We start from the raw sequence: 23,559 nt of genomic DNA, 5'->3' as shown, positions 1-23,559 counted from the left end.
TATGCGGAGTGGTCTGAAAAGCTGCATCGGTTTCTTTCTTCTTCTATGGACGGGGATTGTATTGCCGGGCGCCTGTACTTGTAAAGGCGGCGGTGACATGATATCTGAAATGCGGGAATTCGATTCTTTTTTCAGTACTCATGTCGATTCTGTGGCAACGGCTCCGCGCAGGATGAGGACACAGGTCTTGCAAAGAATGAAGGCTGCGAAAGACAGTCTGGTACGGTACAACTATCTTTCCGTCGCTTTGAAAACCTGCCTGGCCACTTCCGATATCGATTCTGCGCAACTTTTGATTCGGGAGATTGAGGATTTTACCGGCAGACAGCCTTTCTCGCACCGGTTGGCCGATTTGCAGTCCGAATGTCTCAATATGAAGGGTAATATCTATTCGAGAAAAGGGTATATAGATTCCGCGGAAGTTTGTTTCAAGAAAGCTTATGAATGGAGATTGCAGGGAACGAAACCGGAGACCATTCCGGACATTCTGATAAACCTTGCCGATGCCAACAATCATTTGGGAAGGCTGGATATGGGTGTTTTCTGGTACAGGAAGGCACTGTTGATTTGTGATTCGCTGAATATGCCTTCGGACAGAAAGTTTCCCATCTACTATGGATTGGCGCAGGGATATATGACACTGCGCGACTATGAGCAATGTGACTACTATTCGGAACTTGCGGCTAAGAACTATGATGAGATGCTTCCGGATGAAAAGCATTTTTATCTGAATAATCGCGGAAACTCGTATTATTACCGGGGGGATTACGCTACGGCAATCGGTTACTTCAGGAAGGTGGTGGAGCTTGTGAAAGATTATCCTGATATGCGCTGGGGGCTTAATCTGAGTTACTTGAACCTGAGCGACTGTTTTCTTCAACGGAACGAAGCGGATTCGGCTGCCAAATATCTGGATTTGTGCGAGCCTTTCTTTAAAGAGATAGGTTCCACTACCGCGCTTTATTATATCGATACGCAGAAAATAGAGCTGGCTTTGCAGCGTAAAGACTTTGCGGAGGCACGGCGGTTGCTGACGGTGAGTAAAGCTTCGCCGGAGATAGACGCGGACATGATACATATCCGTAATAAATATTTGCAGCAATTTCACGAAGAAACCGGTAATTATCAGCGAGCATACGATTATCTGAAGAAAAATGACCGCTTGGACGACTCTATTCGCAATGAGCGTATAAGGATGCGTACGGCGGATTTGACTTTGCGTTATCAGCAGGACTCTACCTTGATGGCGCATAAGGTCTTGTTTCAGAAACAGGAAAACGAGGTGCTGGCATTGAGGCAAACTCGTCTCGTGACATTGGCGATTGCCGTTATAGCGTTCTTGATTGCCGTTTTTCTTTATCTTTATAATAGGAAGAAGCATGATTTACTGCTCGCTCAAAATCGCAGGACAGTCTCTACGCTCCGTCTTGAGAATATCCGTAACCGCTTGTCTCCTCATTTTATATTCAATGTTCTCAATCAGGAGGTTGTGAACCGTAGGGAAGAGGAGAAGCAGGAGTTGGCGTCATTAGTGAAACTGATGCGGCGAAATCTGGAACTGGCGGAACAGTTATGTGTCACTTTGTCCGAGGAGCTGGATTTTGTCGGAACTTATATCGACTTGGAACGCCGTTCGCTCGGAGCGACTTTCCGCCCGGATATTAAAATAGCGGAAGATGTGCATCCTGAACAGGTATGGCTGCCCTCTATGATGATACAGATTCCGGTGGAAAATTCCGTAAAACATGCGTTGAGAGGCAAGGAGGGAGAACGGAATTTATGGATTACCGTAGACCGGCAGGAGAGAGGCATTCGCATTAAGATAACGGATAACGGTGGCGGTTATCGTCCGGACAGCCGGCATAGAGGCACAGGTACAGGCATGAAAGTCATCATGCAAACGATTCAGATTCTGAATATGAAAAATAAGGAAGCGATTGACGTCGCCGTGCATAACGTGACTTTGCCGGATGGCGAGGTAGGATGTGAAGTAACTTTTCTGTTACCGGATAAGTACGATTATAAAATCTAAGAATAGCCGCTTAGTTATGTTTTTAGGGGTGATAGAACGGGTTATGGATGAATAGTCTGTAAATGTCCGTTTCTGGTTTTGTATGGAAACAAGAAAATTTTTATATTTGCCAAAACAAAACATGGAATATGGACAAGTACAAAGTCGTTATAGTAGATGATGATGAAGTATCTCTTGAAAATCTGAGCTTTGAATTACGGAAAGATGCTCGCTTTTCTTTGGAAGGCACTGCACGAAACGGCAGGAAAGGGAAAAAGCTGATTACGAAAGTACAACCCGATTTGCTGTTTTTGGATGTGGAGATGCCGGATATGACGGGGCTGGATTTGTTGCAGGAGATGCGCGATAACGTAGCGTGGAATATGAGGGTTGTGTTTTATACGGCGTATGACAAGTATATGATACAGGCTATTCGGGAAGCTGCGTTCGATTATCTGTTAAAGCCTTTTGAAGAACAAGACCTGAAAGATATTCTGACGCGTTTCGTCAAACAGGTTGAAGCCGGCCAGCGGGTGTCGCTACCGGTAGGGAGTCCTGTGCACACCGGGCAGACTTTCATCGTTTTTACTCCGACTAATGATATGCGTGCCCTGCGTCCGGCGGAGATAGGCTTTTTCCGTTACTGCTCCGAACGCAAGCAGTGGGAGGTAATATTGAATAACCAGCCGCCTCTGACTTTACGCCGGGGAATGACTGCCGAACAAATTACTTTGTATTCTCCGTGTTTCGTACAAATACATCAATCGTATATCATCAATATAGATTATCTGATGCTTATACGGGATAATAAGTGTGTTTTATATCCGCCTTTTGACAAAGTTACCGAATTGCTTGTTTCAAAAAAATATAAGAAAGAATTACAAGATCGTTTCTGCTTGTGAAAGTAGGCCAATAACTGGTTTAGGAAGTTGATGTCGTCATTACTCTAACGATATTGACAAGCAAAAAAAGGGTACTGAACTAATCAGTACCCTTTTTATCTATTTTAAAATACATTTTCCGTATTTATCGGAAGTGAATGTTACTTCACTTCGATACCTTTGTTTTGCAACGTAACATTCAAAACTTTGGCATAGTCGGAATATTGCTTTTCGTTCAAAGTTCTTTTCATTAATTTCAAGTTACCGTAAACCGCGTTACGCAGCAACTTTTCCTGATTCTTCTTTGAGCTTGTAGCACGCGACATCTGCTCGTCGAAGTATTCACAGATATTTGTGACTTCTTCCTGCTGATTGGCGGACAAATTCAAATACTTACTCAATTTGTTTACGTTGATGTTACCTTCCCATCTTGCAGTTGTCGGTTGATTCCCTGCTGCAAATGTGCTGGCAGCCAGACATACTGCTGCCACTAATGTTAATCCTAAACGTTTCATAATACCTACTTTTTAATTGTTATACCTAAAAACTAATCTAATAATAAATCTAATACCTACTGAAAACAATTGTAAGCGCTTAGCTTTTTCTTTTTACCTATGCAAATATAGGAATATGTTTTATAACACAAAAATGAATAGAAGGAAAAGTGCGGGTTGCACCTTCATTTCTTGATTTACATCAATTAATGACTATGAAAATGAACAAAATCGGCTTTATTTTGTAATGCGGATGTAATATGGAAGACGAATCTGTGTTAATATGATAGTAAAATAGAGATGTTGGTGTACAAAAAGATATGCTTGTCTGCTCCGGGGACGGCTTTCAATCTTCTATGAACATTAAATCACTCATAATGCTGTCTGATACAAAGATTCCCTTACGGGTAAGACAGAGGTGGCTGTCGCGTATTTCTAATTTTCCACTATCGAGGTGCGGACGCGCCATATTCATACAGTATTGCCATAGTTCCTTGCCGAATTCCCGTTCCAAATCATTCAGGGACAGTCCCCGCTTGGTGCGAATGGAGGTCATGATACATTCGTTATAGCGGGTGGTACGGTCTAAATATTCATTTTCGAACCGGCGGTGATTGTTTTCGATGGAATGTATGTAGTCTTCCAACGAGGATATGTTCCACTCACGGGTATCTGTGTTGAATGAATGTGCCGAAGGACCGCAACCCAAGTAGGGAATTCCCTTCCAGTAAGATGTATTGTGGCGGGAATACATGCCCGGACGGCAGAAATTGGATATTTCGTAGTGCTCGTAGCCGGCACTGCCAAGCGTGTCCATAAGGGTGGAGAAGAAGCGAAGGCTGCTTTCTTCGTCTACTTCGCGGATGCGGTGCGTTTGCAGAAGTTCGTAGATGCGGGTGCCTTCTTCGTATGTCAGGTGGTAAGCGGAGATATGCTCTACGTTAAGGCTGACGGCTTGTTGCAAATCACGTTTCCAGCGTTCGTCCGTTTCGCCGGGAAGGCCGTAGATAAGGTCGATGCTTATATTGTTGAAACCCGCACGGCGGCAATGATGTACGGCATTGACGGCTTGCGCCGCGTTATGGCGGCGGTTCAGCAGTTTCAGGGTAGCGTCGTCAAAAGTTTGTATTCCCATGCTGATACGGTTGAAAGGCAATCGTTGCAGCATGACGGCGTATTCTTCGGTCAGGTCGTCGGGATTGGCTTCAAGAGTAATTTCCCGGCAATGCTCCATTCCATAGTATTTCCGGATGGTTTCAAATATTTCCCGGAAATCTTCTTCCGCAAGTTGTGAAGGGGTGCCGCCACCAAAGTAAATCGTTTCGACGGGCTCTTCTCTCAGATATTCTTTCCGTATTTGCAACTCTTTACACAACGCATGGATGTAGCGGTCTTTCAGTTCGCTACGGGTGGTGGAGTAGAAATCGCAATAAATGCAACGTGTCTTGCAAAAGGGAATATGGATGTAGATACCTGCCATGTGCCTGTAAGTTGGTTGGGGCGCAAATATACAATTTTTTTCTGCTTTGAATTGAGTGATTCTTAATCTTTGCCTGTATTTAATACTAAAATGGATATTGAAATGCGGAAGGACTGTGTTTTTTCCTTATATTTGTAGCGTTGTCACGGCAACGGAATCCAATTTACATTGTATGAAAAGCATAACACTCAGATATATAGTAGCACTTTTTGTTCTGTTGGTTTCTTATGCTCCTTACGCGCAGACATCTATATTCCGTGGCCTGTCCGTCACCGAGGGACTTTCCGATTTGGTGGTCAATGCTTTATACAAAGATTCGATAGGATATGTATGGATTGGTACGGGAACTTCATTAGAGCGTTTTGACGGCGTCCACCTGAAACGTTATCCTGTCTCAGGCAATAATGAAAAGTTGAAGCGTGTCAATGCCATTGCCGAAACGGAAGGTAACCAGATATGGATGGGGAATGGCATGGGATTGTGGCGCGTGAATCATGAGAAGCGCGAGCTGGATGCCATCGCTGCGGAAACAATCAAATGCGGTGTCCGTTCTTTGTTGGCCGACGGCAAGGGGGGACTTTACATCGGCAGTGAGGCGGGGCTGTTTATTTACCGGCAAGGACGGTTGGAACATATTCTGATAGACCCCAACGTATTATCCGCTGCCAATATCATCAACGGGCTGAGTTTCGGAGAAAACGGAATCTTATGGATGGCTACATCGAGCGGACTTTACTCGCTGGAATTGGAAAACCGGAAAATAGTTCCTTATTATTTCATAGTGGAAGACAAGCATATTTGCTCGTATACCAATATCGCCCGTATCGGTCCGGTTATCTATTTGGGTACGATGGGGCAGGGAATCGCTTGTTTTGATACCCGTACGCATAAGTTCGACTCTTATCTGGATGTAGGTTGCAATGTAATATCTTCCTTGTCTTGTGACGGGAAGGATTTGTTGTATGTAGGTACGGACGGCAACGGGGTGCACTTTATTTCTACGAAACAGGGCAGGATAGTCCGTTCTTTCCAGCATGAAGTCGGAAAAGGCGGTAGTTTGCGTTCCAATTCGGTGTACTCCCTGCTGGTGGATAGGGACGGGTTGATTTGGGTGGGTTTCTATCAATTGGGATTGGATTATACGCTTTATCAGAGCGAATTGTTCCGTACGTACAGTTATCCGCCTTATTTTGATACAAAGGATATGCCTGTAAGGACCATAACTTTCCGGGGAAGTGAAAAACTGATAGGTTCTCGTGACGGTTTATATTTTATTGACGAGCAGCGGGGAAGGTATGCCGGTTTCAGCGCTCCGCAGTTGCGTTCCAGTATGATTATTTGTAGTTATGCCTTTCAGGGGAAGTATTATGTCGGAACTTATGGCGGCGGGATGTATGTGCTGGATCCTGTAACATTGACCATTAGCGATTTTGAGCCTCGCGTGGCGCAACCTTTTGTCAAGGGGCAGATATTCTGTATTAAGTCTGATGCGGAAGGATGCTTATGGATAGGGACCTCTGTCGGCTTATTCCGCTATAAGGACGGCAGGATGCTGAACCATTATACGAGTGCCAACTCTAAGCTGCCTGAGGGGAATGTATATGAGATTTACTTTGATTCTACACGTAAGGGGTGGGTTTGTACGGAGAATGGCATGTGCATCTGGGACCCTTCTTCCGAAAGTTTAAAAGTGGATATCTTTCCGGAGGGATTTATTCATAAGGAGAAAATCCGTACCGTATTTGAAGATTCCGCGCATCAGCTTTATTTCCTGCCGGACAAAGGCCCTATGTATATATCCGATTTGTCGATGAATCATTTCCGCCATTTGCAGCCTAATACCTTGCTCGAGGGTAAGGATTGCATGTCTATGATAGAAGATGATGAGGGCTGGCTATGGATCGGTACCAGCAACGGCCTGTACCGGTATGACAAGAAGGACACGTTTATCCTGTATCATTTCATAGACGGGATTCCCAGTCCTATCTTTATATTCTGCCTGCCTGTAAAAGACGGGCAGGGCCGTATCTGGATGGGAAACTCGAAAGGGTTGATTTATATGAATACCCATGCCGAAGGAGAGTTTCTGCAACATAATCGCCCTTTGAGGATTACAGATGTCTTTGTAAACGGCAAACATCCGGTAGCGCCCGCATGGAATAAGGATAAGATGCGGGTGGATTTGGAAAATTCGCAAAACAATCTGACGGTTCGCTTTTCCGCTTTGAATTTTACCGATCCCAGTTATATGTCTTATGAGTGCAAGCTGGAAGGTAAGGAAGAAGGCTGGCAGATGCTGATGGGGCGGTCGGATATCACTTACTATGATTTGTCGTCAGGCAATTATTGCTTTAAGGTGCGGCGTGTCGGTGTGGCCGATTCGGAAATCAGTATGGCGGTACATATTGCCTATCCGGTTATGGCCTGGATTGTGGGGGCGGTTATTCTGATTGTCTTGTCGCTTTTGTGCGTTTTTTATTTTTACAGGCGGAGAGGGAAGTCAAAGAAAACGGTTGAGCCTTTGCCTGTTGCCGAAGTAGAGCCCAAGACCGCTGTCACGGAAGAAAAGTACAAGACCAGTAAAATCAGTCTTGAAGAATGTGAGCGTCTCACCGGGAAATTGGAGAATATCATGCATCGTGAGAAGGCTTATACAAATCCGGATTTGAAAGTGGCGGATTTGGCGGCTATGATAGGGACGTCCGCCCATACTCTGTCCTATCTTTTTAATCAGCATCTGAACCGTAATTACTATGACTATATCAACGATTACCGTATCGCTGAATTCAAACATTTGATTGCTAAAGATGAATACTCCAAATATACTCTTGGCGCGCTTGCCGAACTTTGCGGTTTCAGTTCTCGCGCCTCTTTCTTCCGTTACTTTAAAAAGGCCACGGGCATTACTCCCAATGAATACATTCGCAGTATCGGAAAAACGAATGAATAACCGTGGAATTTATTCTTGAAATGACTGCCGGAGTCTCAAATTATTAGTTGATACTGGGAGTCTCAAATTCTTAAATCTTTGTTTTATTGTGTTTTACGCTTGTTTTAGTCTAATAGGATTAAGCGAGATTTATTAGGCATGGTAGAATGATGTTATCTGTGTATGTATCTATATCTTTGCTTTCGTAAAACAAACGTAAACCCAAAAATCTGAGATATGGAAAACAGTACGATGACAACTTCTCAATTAATAGCCGATTCTTATGTAAGCTATCATAACCAGGTTTACCTGTATATATTACATAAGGTAAACTGCCGGGAAGAGGCTGAAGATTTATCACAGGATGTATTCCTGCGGTTAATGGAATACAAGCAGATGCTCCGTCCCGATACAGTGAAATTTTTTATTTATACCATTTCCCGCAATCTGGTAAATGATTATTTGCGTCGTTTTTATAAGAAGCAGGAAATTTCCTCTTATATGTACGATCATGCCGAAACTTGTACCAACGATACCGAGAGCCGTATAATATCTGATGATTTAGCCGCTTTGGAACAACGTAAACTCAGTGTCCTTCCCACTCAACGCAGGAAAATTTATACGATGAGCCGTTTTGAGGATAAGTCGATAGCGGACATATCTTCGGAATTGAACCTCTCACACCGTACAGTGGAAAACCACCTGCGTATCGGACGGCATGAGGTCCGTGAATATATCAGACAATGTATATAATAAATATAGCGTACTAACGAGAATGTTAATTTTAAATTATAAACGTATGAAAAATGATTTCTTGAAGTTCTCATCGAGAAAACTTTTCTTTTCAGCCATGCTGGTTACCGCATTGTCGGCAGGAGCTTCATTGCCTGCCTTTGCCGGGACTGCAGGTGTGCAATCCGTTATGCAGGCGGGCACGGTGAAAGGACTGGTCGTTGATGCGACAGGCGAGTCCGTAATTGGCGCCAGTGTACTTGAAAAGGGTACAACCAATGGAGTGATAACGGATATCGACGGTAATTTCACTTTAAATGTTTCTTCTCCGAATGCTGTTGTAGTCATCTCTTATATCGGTTACAAAACAGTGGAAATTCCGGCTTCAGACACAAAAGCTTTTCAGAAGATTGTAATGCGTGAAGATTCGGAAGTGTTGGCGGAAGTGGTGGTCGTAGGTTATGGCTCTCAGAAAAAAGAAACACTGACAGGAGCCGTTACAGTGGTGGATGATAAGATGTTGAAAGACAAAGGCGCCCTTTCCAGTCCCGCACAGGCTTTGCAGGGGCAGGTACCCGGTGTGGTGATTACCCGTAACTCGGCAGCGCCGGGTGATGAAAGCTGGAATATGAAGTTGCGCGGTTCATTCTCCAAGAACAATTCCGATCCGCTGGTGATTATCGACGGGGTGGAATCGGAATCATTCAGCCAGTTGAATCCGGCGGATATCGAGTCTATCAACTTCTTGAAAGATGCTTCCGCCGCTATTTACGGTAGTAAGGCTGCCGGTGGTGTAATTCTGATTCAGACCAAAAAGGCAAAGGCCGGTAAGGCGAAAGTGGAATATGGCGGTTCGGTAACTGCAAAGTTTGTCGGACTTCAGCCGGAGCTGATGACCTTGGACCAATGGTGTAATGCCGTTACGCAAGCCCGACTGAACGACGGTTATAAACCGGAAGACGATACTTGGCTGCAATATACCGCTTTAGCTCAGGCAAACAAGGGGCATTATATTGATTTGGATAATACGGTGAATCCCTTTAATAATGCTTTTACCGATGTTGCGGACTTTGTATTCTTTGATACCGATTGGCAGAATATCCTGTGGGGTACGGCAATGTCTACCTCTCACGAGCTGAGCGTATCCGGTGGCGGTGAAAAGACGACTTATCGTTTGTCCGGCCGCTATATGTACGATGATAGTAATTTGAAATGGGGTAACAATAATAACCAGCGTTATAATCTCCGCTTGAATAATACTTTCCATGTGACGGATAAGTTTGATATAGAGTCCGTGCTTTCATTCTTCCGTCAGGATCAGGTAGCGCCTACACAGGTCGGTTCCGCGCTGACGGCTTCTACACAGCAGCCGGGTTTCCCTTCGTCTACAACAGATGGAAAGCCTTATGCCTGGGGTACATGGGGAGCGCCCAACTGGTATTGCGAACTGGGAGGCGACAATAAACTGAAAGTTACGGGTATTAATATCAGCGAGATGTTTAAGTATACTTTCAACGAACATTTTAATGCGGTAGCTACTTTGGGTTATAACACGAACAATGCTACACGGGATATACAACGGACATCTATTGATTGGTATAACTATGCCGGCACTAAAAAAGTAATGACTAATCCTCAGCAGGAAGAAAGCAACTATATCAAGAGCAACAGCCAGACAGACCTTTACACCCTTAATGCTTATGCTAACTGGAGTCGGACTTTCGCGGACAAGCACGATATTGCGGTGATGTTGGGTACGCAATATAGTTTTAAGGAGTATGACTATACCACAACCAAAGCTAAGAATATTCTGCCGTCATTGGATATAATCAATGGTATCGGAGAAGTGACTTTGGTTAATGATAACAATAAAGGACCGGAGAAATGGCAGGAAGCGTTACTTTCTTATTTTGCCCGCGTCAACTACGATTATCTTTCCAAGTACTTGCTGGAAGGTAACTTCCGTTATGACGGTTCTTCCAAGTTCCAACCCGAAAACCGCTGGGCGTTCTTCTGGGGCGTATCGGCCGGCTGGCGTTTAAGCGAGGAGGCTCTCATTAAGAATCTTAATATCTTTGATGATTTGAAACTGCGCGTATCTTATGGTACGGTTGGTAATCAAGGCGGCATTGACCGTTACGATGGTATTCAGCTTTACAACTTCAATCAGAATAAAGGCGCTTTGATAGGAGGTGAAAAGATTTCCTATATCGATACAAACGGTAAGTTGCTCAGTATGGACCGTGAGTGGGAGACCATTCAGAATTACAATGTCGGTCTTGACTTAGGCTTGTTCGGTAACCGGTTGAAAGGAACGGCGGAGCTTTTCTGGAAAGTCTGCGAAAACATGCTGATTGATGTGTCTTACCCCGCAACGTTGGGCGACAAGGCTCCTACCGCCAATGTGGGTAGTTTTAAAGCCAACGGTTTTGAAGGAAACCTCAATTGGTCGGATAAAATCGGTAAAGTGGGTTACAGTATCGGTGGAACATTTACCTATACAACCAATAAACTGACCGACAATGGCGGAAGCGCAACGATTACGGACGGTGTACGTTCCGACCGTGAGGGTTATCCGTTGAACTCCGTATTCGGCTTGAAGTATGCAGGCAAAATCCGGAATGAAGAGCAATTGGAGAAATACCTTTACCGTTATACCGGCAATAATACCATCGATATGCCTACCAACCTGCGTTTGGGTGATAATATGTATGAAGATGTGAACGGTGACGGTAAGTTGACTGAGGAGGACTACGTTTATTTGGGAACAGATGACCCGAAAATCTCTTTCTCTTTCAATGGCGGACTGAACTGGAACGGCTTTGATTTCTCTGTCGTATTCCAGGGTGTGGGAGAGCGTACTATATGGCGTACCGGTAGTTCCAATAAAAGCAATGACGCATGGCGTATTCCTGTAATGAAGCCGCATCTGAACTCTCCGAATTTCTCGGTGGGAGATGTATGGTCGCCGGAAAATCCGGGCGCTTACTATCCGACTTATACGAATGTCGATCAGATTAATACTTATAACTACCGTTGTTCGTCCTGGTCGGTGGAGAATGGTAACTATCTGCGTCTGAAGAATATTTCTTTAGGGTATACTTTCCCGGCCAAATGGCTGGAGAAAACTAAGTTCCTGACTTATGCGCGTGTTTATGTAACGGGGTCGGATTTATGGGAAACCAGTAAGATACGTGACGGTTGGGACCCGGAAGCCTCGCGTGAGGTAACAGCTTACGGTCGCTACCCGTTTACGCGCAATGTTACGTTCGGTTTAAACTTAACTTTCTAAAAACAGATTATTATGAAACTACATAAGATTAAAGCTATTTTGGCAGTGGCGGCAATGGGAATCCTGTCCCAATCCTGCCTCGACTTAGAACCGAAAGACCAGTTGGCCGAATCCAATTTATGGAGTTCTCCTTCCGAGTTCCAGTTGTTTGCCAATCAGTTCTACGGTTGGACACGTGATTTCGGCTCGTTGGACAATAACTCGACCAAGCCGTTACACTCGGATTATAATTCCGACCTTTTCACAAGTCGCGACGACCGTAATCGTTTCAGCAACGGTTCTAACTCGGTGCAAGAGTCCGATGGCAATTACGGCTCCTGTTATGCGCATATCCGGCGTACTAACTTGTTGTTACAGAATGCGGAGAAATATTCCACTCCCGCGGATATTGCGCAGTATGTAGGCGAGGCTTATTTCTTTCGTGCCTATTCCTATTTTGATTTGTTGCAGTTCTATGGTGACGCCATCATCATTACCCAACCTTTGGATGTGACTTCACCGGAATTGAGAGTAGCTCAGAACGACCGTAGCGAAGTGGCTGATTTTATCATAGAAGACCTTGAAACTGCCGCTCCTATGTTACCCCGTTTTGCTGAGCTGACTACGGATGATGCGGGACGTATCAGTCGTGAGGGGTGTTGGGCGTTTCTCTCGCGTGTGGCTCTTTATGAAGGTACTTGGCAAAAGTTCCGTGGAAATGAAGAACGGGGACGTGAGTTGTTGGATATTGCGGCAAAAGCGGCTAAGCAGGTTATTGACAGTAAGACGTTCAGTCTGTTTAAGCCGGATGCCCTGAAAGAAAAGGCGCAGAAGTATATGTTTATTCTTGAGGATGCCAAATCCAATCCGGCCGGTATACAAAAAAGCGCTAACAAAGAATATATCTTTGCGCGTCGCTACGATGAGTCTTTGGCTCCTATCGGCAAGAACATCACGAAGACTAATCTGATTAATATGGTATGGGTGAGCCGTAAGTTCGCCAATATGTACCTTTGCCAAAACGGACTTCCTATTTACATGAATGGTGTGAAGAATGCACAATTCCAGGAATATGCGACGCTGACTTCCGAATGGGAGAACCGTGACAACCGTATGCGCTATACGCTTGCCAAACCGGGAGATTATTTCTGGAACAACAGTAATCCGGGATGCCGCCTGACATGGAATGATGCCTCCGACCAAAGCAATGCGGCTATCAAAAACTTTACTCCCAGCAGCGGAACCGGTTATCATAATCAGAAGTGGGCTTCCGAACGCTTGGTGAAAGATAATTTCGAGGGCTTTGATTATCCGGTTATCCGTTACGCCGAGGTTTTGCTGAACTATGCTGAGGCTGTTTATGAACGTGACGGGAAAATAGAGGATACGGATTTGAATCTTTCCCTGAATCTTGTCCGTACCCGTGTAAATCCCAATATGCCGGGGCTGACCAACAAGCTTGTGAATGACAACGGATTGAGCATGCGTGAAGAAATCCGTCGCGAACGCACTGTCGAGTTGTTCCATGAGGGTTTCCGCTTGGATGATTTGAAGCGTTGGAAGACTGCGGAAACGGAAATGCCGCAAGATATACTCGGTGTAAAGTGGGCGGGAACAGAATTTGAAGCCAAATGGTCTGCATGTCCTTATCCTCGTAACAGCGAAGGGGTAATTGTAATGGAAACAGGCCGTCAGTGGCAGGACAAACATTATTTATTCCCTTTGCCGAAAGACCAGTTGCAATTGAATCCGAATTTGAAACAAAATCCGGGTTGGGATAAATAAGCGGTAAACTTATAAAAATAGAAAAGCGTTATGAAAAAGATATATATGAATCAGTTCCTGCTTGCCGGTACATTGACGGGATGTCTCTTTTTGGCTTCCTGCGATAAAGAGCAGGAGTTTACAACGGGTATGCCTGAACAACAGCTTATCAATTCCATTGAGTTGAAAGTGACTTCTAAATTGCCTTTGGCCGTAGGCATGGATAGTACTATTGTATATAAGGTTGCACCGGAAGATGCCGCCGATAAAGAAGTGATGTGGACTTCCTCTAATGAGAAAGTGGCCGCTGTCTCTCAAAACGGTACAATCACGGCGCTTACCGAGGGTGAAGCTGTTATTACGGTAAAACCTGTTATAGGCTTTGGAGTTACCGATGTCACAGAGAAGACGATTACGGTGAGTGTCATTCCCGAAATTATAGAAGTTACCGATATTCGGTTGACGAATAAAGATGATGAGGGCAATCCGCTTACCTCTCTTTATCCGGGTGATGAACAGAAACTGACTTATACGCTGTTGCCTGAAAATCATACCTATTCTTATCTTACATGGGGCAGTAGCGATGAAACGATTGCTACTGTCGCGGAAGACGGGACGGTAACTGCCGTTACACCGGGAAATGTGGTTATTTACGCTTATACTCATGATGGCAGTGGCTACCGGGGTGAGTTCCCGCTTGTGATTAATGAGATAGTAAACGCCGAAGATATATCCATCGAAGATTTGCCTGCTTTACATATGTATCAGACGGCTAAATTGAGTTGTACATTCGTGCCGGAGATAGCCGTTGCCAATTCGGTGGACTGGGAATCGAGTGATGAAAACGTGGTTACGGTGAAGAATGGTAAGGTTACAGCCGTAGGTTTTGGTGAGGCTACGGTTACGGGTACTTGCCGTGCTACGGGCAATAAGGCTGCTACAACGGTGAAAGTTACTACCGGTTGGTGGGTATGGGATGCCGCTTGCGGTTTCAAAGGCTGGGGCACGAATACTACAGGATCACACTTCGAGGTGACCGAAGACCGCATGGTAGTGACTACTGCTGATGATGGTAAAGGTAGCAGGCGTGCCGATTTATTATTGGCAAAAGACAATGGTAAGGTAGTGATGGATCTTATGAACTATCCGGTCATTGCACTTTGCACAAATCTGCCTGATATTGCTAAAAATGGCTATACGATTGATTTGATTTCAACCTCCGGAGAGAGTGGTAAAACAAGCTTGAAAAAGGGAGAAAGACTTTCTGATGATACGAAACTGTTAATTTATGATGTAAAATCGCTGAATAGCAGTTTCCCGGAAGGTGAAGTGACATTCAAAACTTTCCAAATCAAGGTAGCCGATATGACATCTGCCGAACTTCCCACCGGCCAGTACGAAGTATATTGGATACGTACCTTTGCATCTGCGGAAGAAGCTGTTCGGTTTGCCGAAGATCAAATTGCGGCAAATAAATAAGAATGATAAGTTATAATCATATAGAATAAAATAACAGAAGATATGAAGATGGACTTTATTTATACATTGGCGGTTACCGCTGCATTGAGTTTCTGCTCATGCACAGAGATAGAGGACGGCGCTCCCATTAACTTTGATGAATGGGAGGCACCGGAAAAGATAGAATTTACACTGAATCATCCGTGTATGTTGCACTCGGAAGCCGATTTTACGTATGTAAAAGAAAAGCTTGCCGCTTCTGCGCAACCTTGGGCGGACGCTTACGCGTCATTGGAAAGCAGTAAATTTGCAAATCCTGCTTATCAGGCCGATCCTGTGGAATGGTTGAAACGTTTGGATAAGACCAATTGGGAAAATAAACATCCTGATTACGTAAATTATACCAATCTGGCAAATGATGCCGCCGCGGCTTATCAATTGGCATTACGCTGGAAACTTTCCGATAAGAAAGAATATGGTGACGCCGCCAAATCCATTTTGAATGCTTGGGCAAAGAATTGTAAGGGCATTTATCGTGAGAACGGTAGTTTGATAGACCCGAACGAACTGTTGATAGCTATTCAGGCTTATCAGCTCGCCAATGCCGCCGAAATCCTAAGAGGATATGATAAGTGGGGTGAGACGGAAGAGTTTAAGGCTTTCGTTCAATGGATAGAAAGCACATTCTATGCTATGGCAGACGATTTTCTTGTCCGTCACAATAATACAGCCGACCATTATTGGCTCAACTGGGATCTGGCGCAAATGACCGCCATCCTTTCTATCGGTATTTTGAGCGATAATCAGGAAATGATAAATAAGGTAATCCAATATTTCAAGAATGGTATAGGTCCGGGCAATGTGAATACCGCCGTACTGCATTTGTATGATGATCCGGACGGTTCGGGCGAGAAGCTGGGACAATGTCAGGAGTCCGGTCGCGACCAGGGACACGCCATGTTATGCTGTGCATTGATGGGGTATTTCTGTAAGATGGCGTATAATATCGGTGAAGACTTATTTGCTTATGGTAACGGCCGTGTAGTGGCGATGGCTGAATATGTAGCCAAATACAATGTCTTCAAACCGGAGTTTGCAGATCAGGTACCGGGTGGCAATAACGAATGGTTCAGCTATACACGCGTAGGATTCCCGTATACGGCTTATTTTTATTGTGACGAACAAATGGACGAACCTTCGGCAGTAGAATTGCGTAGTAACGGTGCGGAAACAGGTCGTGGCGGTAAACGCCCTATATGGGATTTGTGGTACGGACATTGTAAGAAAGTGGGGATGTCTGCCAAATATTGCGGTGAATTCGCTTCTCGTCTTCGCCCCGATGCCGGACCGGAACAATACGGCGGCAGTGGCGGTGCGCTCGACCAACTTGGTTATAGTACGCTTATGTTTTATTACGAATAGAGAAGAACCTAAGAGGTATTAATATAGCAAAAAGTAAATACGGCTTTGAGCGGTATGTTCCGCTCATCCGTATCTTACTTCAAAACAATGAAACTCTGATGTTAACGAGATTATTTAAATCGAATAGTATGATAAAAGGAAAATTTTTACTGACAGCTGTTTTAGCTCTTTTCCTGGCTTCTTGCGGAGATGATGAAGCGCCGCAGGGAGCTGATGGGGCGGAAGTAAAGTTTACTGCCGGATTTGTACCGATGCAGACTGCCGGAGCTGATACTCGCTTGACAACCAATGACAATTGGGCAGGTCTTGCCGATCGTACCGTAGCGATAGAGATAGACGGTATAGTGAAGCCTTATACTGTGGATGAAATGGGCAACCTGACCTCTTCAGACCCGTTCTACTGGGGTGATAAAACAGAGCTGACCGTAAATGCTTGGTATCCTTATAATGAAGGTGTCAAGCCGGAAATTCCTGTAGTAAAAGCAGACCAAAGCGGTAGTGGATATTGGGAAAGCGATCACTTGGAAGTGGTGACACAGGATGTTCCTTTTTCTGCTTCTGATATTTCTTTCCGTCATCGTAACACCCAAATAGTATGTGATTTGAATTCCACCTTACCCGGTGTAAGTTACAACAATATTATAATCAAGTATCTAAACTTGCAAAATGTAGAAAAAGGTACTGTAGTACGCGCTACAGCCAAAGGTAAGGCTTTGATTGTTCCACAGACTATTACTGCGGGAACGGAATTTATGGAAGTAACCTTACCAGATGAACGTACCTATACGTATATACTTGAAGAAGATTTGACTCTGGGACAAGGTATCGCAAAAGGTATGGAACTTGAGGTGTCGGAAGATGGAATCAATGTGACTTTCAAAGATTTATCTTCTTGGGATATGAGTGAGGACAGTTTGGAAGGTAATACCATAGAGAATAAGCCGGAAATGGGTACTGATAATTCTTGGAATGGTGGAGCATCTGAAGAAATGGATGGCAATACTATAGAAAACAAACCTGTTACAGGTGGAAGCGGTGCTTGGGACAGCTCCAAATCAGAAGATTGGGAAGAAAAACAACCAATTGATGAAAACTAAATGAAATAATAATCAAAGAATATGAATATGAATATGAAAAACATTTTCAAACTATCAGTAATGATGTTGGCGGCAGCTTTCGTGGCAGGTTGTAGTCAAAATGATGAATTGGATGTAACATCGATAAAGAACGAGGGACAGCTTACTATCTATGCAACAGCTTCGGATTTTGTATCATCCGATGCAAATACTCGTATAATCAATGAGGATGCAGATACTAAATTTGAAGCCGGAGATGAGATTGGTATTTTCGCCATCCGTTCTACAGATGATAAGTTGTTGGTCCAGAACATGTCTTTGAAATATGCGGAAGCGGACTGGACGGGTAATGATAATAAAATATATTATTATAAGAATACGGCTTATGTGGCTTATTCTCCTTATGATGAAAAACTGAATATTACCGATGTAACCGGTATCGAAGATTTGCAGGTTAAAATCAAAAACTATTTTACCGAGAAATTGGAAGCTGCCGGAAATGATCAGTCTGTTGCCTACCCTTCTCTTGACTTGATGCTGGCGTCTGCTGAACCGTCTGACGGGGGAGATGCAAATAACAAATCTCTTTCTTTCAACTTTAAGCACCAATTTGCATTAGTGGAAATTGAAGTACCTGTGAAGGCTTATTTAGATGAAGCTAAGAATTTTACTTATGCAGAACCTTTTACGAAGGATTTTACTTTGGACAGTAAACCGCTTACAATGTATCCTCTTTCTATTAAGACAGAAGGAGAAGCTGGTACTGGGGATGCTAAAGCTTACAGCCTGTTCCGTTTCCTTGTAAAGCCAGATACGGATTATGCTTTGGCAGGGGAGTTAATATATAGCACACCGATTCAGTTGGAAGCAAAGAAAGTGAAATTGGAAGCCGGTAAATATATGAAGTATAAAATTAATGCAACGGGGGCTGTAGGTTCTTATACTCAGCGTGCTATTGCGGTAGGCGACTATTACTATGCGGATGGAAGTATCTATCCAGGGCCGACAGCAGAACAAATCGTTGTTAATGAAGGTGATATGACGGTTACATTTGCGAATACTTACCAAAAACCTTTAGTTGAAGGGTGCTTGGGTATTGTATTTGCAGTGGATGATGTTTTAGTAACAAATAGTGATAATGATAGAATTTGGAATAAAGGATATGTATTTGCTTTAGAAGCTCCAGAAAGTATTGAATGGTATCCTGTAACTTTTACAAGTGAGTATAATAATTATACAGCCACGAATGCTGAAGGATGTACTGACTTTTTTGATACATTGAATGGCTATGAATTAACTCATCGTAATGGCACCAATGGTAATTCCAAGGCGCTTGGAGCTGCTTTAGAATTTGGTTTCGTAAATGCAGACTATGCAGTGTCAGATATAGCAACAAGTGGTTGGTTTATGCCAAGTCCAGGAGAACTATTATTATTAATTAATAATTTCTGTATAGGAACAGATTATGGAATACCTTATGAGAAAATTGCTGATGAGTATAAAACAATATTTGATTTAAAGAAAGCTCAAAAAGCGCGGAAGTGTGCTGCAGAGCATTTGGTTCGTAGTATTGCTGCCGTTGATAAGAATTTATCTTTTAGTGCGGAAAAAAGCCCAACAGCCCATTTTTGGCTGACATCTGCCGAGTATAGTTCTACTGAAATATGGGCGCTTGAATGGAAATACCAATATGAAAATATGGATAAATCCTTAAATTCCAATGATCAGACTCTTAAATTTTTAAAGAGGAATAAAAGCGGTGATAATAATAAGACGTTTATTACTCGTCCGATTTTAGCTTTTTAGTACACATTCTTGTATTAATGTACATTCAAGAGTCTTAAGACAATGGCTTATATTCCATTGTCACTCATTGAACTTCAAGCGGCTACCATATAATTGGTAGCCGCTTTTTTTTGGGGTATGTTAGTAAGATACTTTGTATTTGATTGACGGATATGGTGGAATACTGTGATTTTAAATAATCACAGATGTTTTTGGCGGGGAAGAGGCTTCCTGTATTTTCCGACAGACATTGTATCAGTTTCTCAAGAAAAAACGTATTTCTCAGGTTATAGCGGCTGATGACGTCACGGAATACAATGGTGGAATATATACTTTTCATATATTCGTTCACTGTTTCTTGACGATGTTTTTTCGCATGAAAGATGTAATCTTTCCATATATTTTTCTTTTCCTATGATATTTTTGGGAAACTTCATATGCTGAAAGTTTTAATTATACTTCAAACTTTTCTATTCTATCCCAAATGTTTTAGTTATACTTTAAATTCTTATGCCGCTTTTTACCATAAACTTATGAATAACTTTAGGTATTTCCACACTTTCATTCGTATCTTTATTAAAAATACCAAGGATATATATATGAAGTATAAGACCATTATTTTCGCTTTATGCGTGTGGGTGGCGGGTACACTGTCTGCGCAATCCGTTTATCCCGGACAATTTGCGGGTAAGATGAAATTGAATACGGTGGCTCCGGTCAAGGTAGAGAGTTTTGATCTGCAGGATGTTCGTTTGCTGCCAAGTCGTTTTCGTGATAATATGTTGCGTGATTCGGTGTGGATGACTTCGATAGATGTGAATCGTTTGATACATAGCTTCCGAACGAATGCCGGTATATGGGCAGGCCGTGAGGGCGGATATGTGACTGTGAAAAAGTATGGCGGTTGGGAGTCTTTGGATTGTGAATTACGCGGACATACCACAGGACATTTGCTCTCGGCATACGGACTGATGTATGCCGCTACGGGTAGCGAAATCTTTAAACTGAAAGGCGATAGCATTGTGACGGAGCTGGGTAAAGTGCAGGATGCGTTGGGCAATGGTTATCTGAGCGCGTTTCCCGAGGAGCTGATAAACCGCAATATTAAGGGACAGTCTGTCTGGGCGCCGTGGTACACATTGCACAAACTGTTTTCCGGCCTGATAGACCAATATCTCTATGCGGATAATGCGCAGGCATTGGCTGTTGTGACGAAAATGGGTGATTGGGCATACGATAAACTAAAGCCGTTGAGCGAAGAAACGCGTCGGAGGATGATACGCAACGAGTTTGGCGGTATCAATGAATCATTCTATAATTTGTATGCCGTTACCGGTGACGAACGTTACCGTTGGTTGGCGCACTTTTTCTATCATAATGATGTGATAGACCCTTTGAAAGAGCAAAATGATGATTTGGGCACGAAACATACGAACACGTTTATACCGAAGGTACTGGCAGAAGCCCGTAATTATGAGCTGACAGGAGATAAAGACAGTAAAGCATTGAGTGACTTCTTCTGGCACACCATGATAGACCATCACACGTTTGCTCCCGGATGCAGCAGTCAGAAAGAGCATTATTTCGATACAAAACGTTTCTCGCACTTCCTGAATGGCTATACGGGTGAGACTTGTTGCACCTATAATATGTTGAAGCTGAGCCGACACTTGTTCTGCTGGCAGCCGGATGCGCGCATAGCCGATTATTACGAAAGAGCCTTGTATAACCATATTTTGGGACAGCAAGATCCGCAGACCGGCATGGTTTGTTACTTTCTGCCTTTGCTGTCGGGGGCGCATAAAGTATATAGCACAAAGGAAAACTCTTTTTGGTGCTGTGTAGGAAGCGGGTTCGAGAACCATGCCAAGTATGGGGAGGGCATTTACTACCGCAGTGCAGCGGGCATTTATATAAATCTGTTTATCCCTTCCGTTGTCCGGTGGAAAGAAAAAGGGATAACTTTGAAACAGGAAACGGCTTTCCCCGCAGGGGAAGCAACCGTACTGACAGTTGAGGCTGACCGTCCGGTGCGGACCACCGTCTATTTACGTTATCCGTCATGGAGTGAAAAGGTGACGGTGCGTGTTAACGGGAAGAAGGTACAAGTAAAGCGGAAGCCCGGTTCTTATATTGCTTTGAACCGTCTGTGGCAAAACGGTGATCGCATCGAGGCTGCTTATCCGATGCGGGTGCATTTGGAAACTACTCCGGACAATCCTCAAAAGGGCGCGTTGCTCTATGGGCCGCTGGTATTGGCAGGAGAACGCGGTACGGAAGGAATGCAGGCTCCGGCGCCTTTCTCCAATCCGGAGCTTTATAATGATTATTATACTTATGATTACCATATTCCGGCAGGTTTGAAAACAACGATGGCGATAGACCGTAAGCATCCGGCACGTGTGTTGCAACGGGTTGGAAAGGAATTGAAATTCACTACGGAACAAGGTGATGTACTTCGACCGCTGTACGATATGCATCATCAGAGATATGTGGTATATTGGGATTTAAAGGATAAGTAACAGGTTATGGTATGAAACATCTTTCTCTTTGGATTTTCCTTTCCATTCTTTTTGGGGGAAGAATGACAGGTGTAGCTGCCGAATGGCAGTGGTCGGTACAGATTCCTTCGATGATTTCGCAGGAAACCGAAGCGCATCCGCAGGCCTTTCTGTGGATACCCGACGATTGCGGGCAAGTGAAAGCCGTGGTGGTAGGGCAGCATAATATGTGTGAAGAAACCCTGTTCGAAAACCCGCTATTCCGCAAGCGGATGCAGGAAGCGGGCGTCGCCTTGGTGTGGATTACGCCTATACTTGATTTTCCTTGGGATGTGAGTACGGGATGTAATGACGCGTTGCTGGCTGCGCTGGACGATCTGGCGGAAACGAGCGGTTACGATGAATTGAAAGCCGCGCCTGTTGTTCCTTTAGGACATTCGGCAATGGCAACCTTCCCCTGGAACTTTGCGGCATGGAATCCGGAACGTACGTTAGCGATTATTTCTTACCACGGCGATGCTCCGCGTACTAACCTGACAGGCTACGGCGGTGCCAATCTGGAGTGGGGACGTACGCGCAACATCGACGGCATTCCCGGTTTAATGGTTGAAGGAGAGTATGAATGGTGGGAAGCGCGCGTTAATCCGGCTTTGGCTTTTCGTATGATGTATCCCGAAAGTTGTATATCTTTTCTTTGTGATGCCGGACGAGGACATTTTGATGTGGCCGACCGTACAGCCGATTATATCGGTCTTTTCTTGAAGAAAGCGGTAGAACATAGGATTCCCGCGGATGTGGATGGGAATAAACCGGCTGTCTTGAAGAAATTGAATCCCCGTGAAGGCTGGCTTGTCGAATGTTGGCGTACGGGTACACAAGAACCGCAGGGAGAAGTGCGTACAGCACGCCTCACGAAACAACCCCGCCGCGCAAAGCCTGCTCCTTACCGGCAATATACAGGCGATCGCCACGATGCTTTCTGGTACTTTGACCGTGAGATGGCGGAACTGACCGAAGATTTTTATCGTCAGGAACATGACTTACTTCCGCAATATGTCAGTTTTATGCAGGAAGAATGGCTTGTTCCATATAATCCGCAATCACATGTCACGCTTTCCGCTCGTTTTTTACCCGAAGCTGACGGCGTAACGTTTCATCTGAAAGCGGTATATACCGATAGTCTGCGCGCTTCTTTGGCAGACAAACATTCGATTGCCGTGCCTCGGATTGAGCGTATTTGCGGTCCGGTGAAGCGGGTCAATGATACGACTTTCGTCCTTGACTTCTACCGTATGGGGACAACCAATAAAAAGCGAACTTCGAGCATTACGCTGGTAGCAAGCGCCGGGGGAGACCGGCAATATAAGGAATGCGTACAGGAGCTCAGTTTTAATATTCCTTATCCTCTTACCGAGGGACGGAGACAATGTATTCTTTTTCCCGGCATCGAGAATGTGAAAGCCGGAACGGAATCCGTTACGCTCGATGCGACATCCGATTGCGGGCTGCCTGTATATTATTACATAAAAGAAGGGCCTGCGACAATCAAGGGAGATAAGTTGATATTTACTAAGATACCGCCCCGCAGCAAGTATCCGCTGAGGGTGACGGTAGTAGCTTGGCAATACGGTATTATTGGAAACGTACAGACGGCAGAGCCCGTAGAACGTACGTTCTTTATTGAAAAATGAGCTTTTATTGAATGTGCGTTAAGTGTCGTGTGCTTCTTGTTCGTATTGTAATTGGAAAGTAAAC

At 44.2% G+C, this 23,559-nt stretch carries 14 protein-coding genes; 12 read left to right on the top strand and 2 right to left on the bottom strand.

Going from position 1 to position 23,559, the window contains the following annotated elements; genetic code table 11:
- The first annotated feature begins 1 nt into the window (after nucleotide 1).
- Together BUB52_RS04005 and BUB52_RS04000 are read left to right on the top strand one after the other, a co-directional pair.
- Nucleotides 2-2,032 (top strand): tetratricopeptide repeat-containing sensor histidine kinase, encoded by a 2,031-nt coding sequence (locus tag BUB52_RS04005; protein ID WP_009122708.1) that lies wholly within the window; start codon nucleotides 2-4, stop codon nucleotides 2,030-2,032.
- Nucleotides 2,033-2,160: 128 nt separating this feature from the next.
- The gene (locus BUB52_RS04000) at nucleotides 2,161-2,913 is read left to right on the top strand and encodes a LytR/AlgR family response regulator transcription factor (RefSeq protein WP_022219813.1); all 753 of its coding nucleotides are present in this window, start codon (nucleotides 2,161-2,163) and stop codon (nucleotides 2,911-2,913) included.
- Nucleotides 2,914-3,053: 140 nt separating this feature from the next.
- Here the strand turns inward: BUB52_RS04000 and BUB52_RS03995 are convergent, their stop codons facing one another.
- Together BUB52_RS03995 and hemW are read right to left on the bottom strand one after the other, a co-directional pair.
- On the bottom strand, nucleotides 3,054-3,407 hold the full coding sequence (locus BUB52_RS03995) for a hypothetical protein (protein ID WP_009122706.1): 354 nt from the start codon (nucleotides 3,405-3,407) through the stop codon (nucleotides 3,054-3,056).
- A gap of 325 nt (nucleotides 3,408-3,732) precedes the next feature.
- The gene (gene hemW / locus BUB52_RS03990) at nucleotides 3,733-4,866 is read right to left on the bottom strand and encodes a radical SAM family heme chaperone HemW (RefSeq protein WP_039950964.1); all 1,134 of its coding nucleotides are present in this window, start codon (nucleotides 4,864-4,866) and stop codon (nucleotides 3,733-3,735) included.
- Nucleotides 4,867-5,038: 172 nt separating this feature from the next.
- Between hemW and BUB52_RS03985 the strand changes: the two genes are divergently transcribed.
- The 10 genes from BUB52_RS03985 to BUB52_RS03935 all read left to right on the top strand — a co-directional run bounded on the left by BUB52_RS03985 (nucleotide 5,039) and on the right by BUB52_RS03935 (nucleotide 23,495).
- The gene (locus tag BUB52_RS03985; RefSeq protein ID WP_009122703.1) at nucleotides 5,039-7,816 is read left to right on the top strand and encodes a two-component regulator propeller domain-containing protein; all 2,778 of its coding nucleotides are present in this window, start codon (nucleotides 5,039-5,041) and stop codon (nucleotides 7,814-7,816) included.
- Nucleotides 7,817-8,032: 216 nt separating this feature from the next.
- The gene (locus BUB52_RS03980; protein WP_009122702.1) at nucleotides 8,033-8,548 is read left to right on the top strand and encodes a sigma-70 family RNA polymerase sigma factor; all 516 of its coding nucleotides are present in this window, start codon (nucleotides 8,033-8,035) and stop codon (nucleotides 8,546-8,548) included.
- 46 nt (nucleotides 8,549-8,594) lie between these two features.
- Complete coding sequence (locus tag BUB52_RS03975) at nucleotides 8,595-11,819, top strand: SusC/RagA family TonB-linked outer membrane protein (protein ID WP_073212611.1); 3,225 nt, start codon at nucleotides 8,595-8,597, stop codon at nucleotides 11,817-11,819.
- A gap of 12 nt (nucleotides 11,820-11,831) precedes the next feature.
- Nucleotides 11,832-13,583 (top strand): RagB/SusD family nutrient uptake outer membrane protein, encoded by a 1,752-nt coding sequence (locus tag BUB52_RS03970; RefSeq protein WP_009122700.1) that lies wholly within the window; start codon nucleotides 11,832-11,834, stop codon nucleotides 13,581-13,583.
- Between the two features lie 30 nt (nucleotides 13,584-13,613).
- Nucleotides 13,614-15,041: an Ig-like domain-containing protein gene (locus BUB52_RS03965; protein WP_009122699.1), complete on the top strand. Its 1,428-nt coding sequence runs from the start codon at nucleotides 13,614-13,616 to the stop codon at nucleotides 15,039-15,041.
- 42 nt (nucleotides 15,042-15,083) lie between these two features.
- Nucleotides 15,084-16,442 carry an alginate lyase family protein gene (locus BUB52_RS03960; RefSeq protein ID WP_009122698.1) on the top strand — a complete coding sequence of 453 codons (1,359 nt, stop codon included), beginning with the start codon at nucleotides 15,084-15,086 and terminating at the stop codon, nucleotides 16,440-16,442.
- Between the two features lie 128 nt (nucleotides 16,443-16,570).
- Nucleotides 16,571-17,539 carry a fimbrillin family protein gene (locus BUB52_RS03955; RefSeq protein WP_009122697.1) on the top strand — a complete coding sequence of 323 codons (969 nt, stop codon included), beginning with the start codon at nucleotides 16,571-16,573 and terminating at the stop codon, nucleotides 17,537-17,539.
- A 21-nt stretch (nucleotides 17,540-17,560) separates the two neighbouring features.
- The gene (locus tag BUB52_RS03950) at nucleotides 17,561-19,324 is read left to right on the top strand and encodes a fimbrillin family protein (protein ID WP_009122696.1); all 1,764 of its coding nucleotides are present in this window, start codon (nucleotides 17,561-17,563) and stop codon (nucleotides 19,322-19,324) included.
- 578 nt (nucleotides 19,325-19,902) lie between these two features.
- Entirely contained in the window at nucleotides 19,903-21,825 is a 1,923-nt protein-coding gene (locus tag BUB52_RS03940) for a glycoside hydrolase family 127 protein (protein WP_039951020.1), read from the top strand.
- A gap of 11 nt (nucleotides 21,826-21,836) precedes the next feature.
- Nucleotides 21,837-23,495 (top strand): hypothetical protein, encoded by a 1,659-nt coding sequence (locus BUB52_RS03935; RefSeq protein ID WP_009122693.1) that lies wholly within the window; start codon nucleotides 21,837-21,839, stop codon nucleotides 23,493-23,495.
- The last annotated feature ends 64 nt before the right edge of the window (nucleotides 23,496-23,559 follow it).

The organism is Bacteroides clarus YIT 12056 (assembly GCF_900129655.1).
Lineage (GTDB): Bacteria > Bacteroidota > Bacteroidia > Bacteroidales > Bacteroidaceae > Bacteroides > Bacteroides clarus.
Note: the sequence above shows the minus strand (reverse complement) of the source record. Positions and strands in the feature narration are given on the sequence as shown.

Coding starts and splice junctions, on each gene's coding strand:
- BUB52_RS03970 (WP_009122700.1), top strand. CDS start 11,832: ATGAAACTACATAAGATTAAAGCTATTTTGGCAGTGGCGGCAATGGGA.
- BUB52_RS03965 (WP_009122699.1), top strand. CDS start 13,614: ATGAAAAAGATATATATGAATCAGTTCCTGCTTGCCGGTACATTGACG.
- BUB52_RS04005 (WP_009122708.1), top strand. CDS start 2: ATGCGGAGTGGTCTGAAAAGCTGCATCGGTTTCTTTCTTCTTCTATGG.
- BUB52_RS03980 (WP_009122702.1), top strand. CDS start 8,033: ATGGAAAACAGTACGATGACAACTTCTCAATTAATAGCCGATTCTTAT.
- BUB52_RS03960 (WP_009122698.1), top strand. CDS start 15,084: ATGAAGATGGACTTTATTTATACATTGGCGGTTACCGCTGCATTGAGT.
- BUB52_RS03940 (WP_039951020.1), top strand. CDS start 19,903: ATGAAGTATAAGACCATTATTTTCGCTTTATGCGTGTGGGTGGCGGGT.
- BUB52_RS03935 (WP_009122693.1), top strand. CDS start 21,837: ATGAAACATCTTTCTCTTTGGATTTTCCTTTCCATTCTTTTTGGGGGA.
- hemW (WP_039950964.1), bottom strand. CDS start 4,866: ATGGCAGGTATCTACATCCATATTCCCTTTTGCAAGACACGTTGCATT.
- BUB52_RS03985 (WP_009122703.1), top strand. CDS start 5,039: ATGAAAAGCATAACACTCAGATATATAGTAGCACTTTTTGTTCTGTTG.
- BUB52_RS03955 (WP_009122697.1), top strand. CDS start 16,571: ATGATAAAAGGAAAATTTTTACTGACAGCTGTTTTAGCTCTTTTCCTG.
- BUB52_RS03995 (WP_009122706.1), bottom strand. CDS start 3,407: ATGAAACGTTTAGGATTAACATTAGTGGCAGCAGTATGTCTGGCTGCC.
- BUB52_RS03975 (WP_073212611.1), top strand. CDS start 8,595: ATGAAAAATGATTTCTTGAAGTTCTCATCGAGAAAACTTTTCTTTTCA.
- BUB52_RS03950 (WP_009122696.1), top strand. CDS start 17,561: ATGAATATGAATATGAAAAACATTTTCAAACTATCAGTAATGATGTTG.
- BUB52_RS04000 (WP_022219813.1), top strand. CDS start 2,161: ATGGACAAGTACAAAGTCGTTATAGTAGATGATGATGAAGTATCTCTT.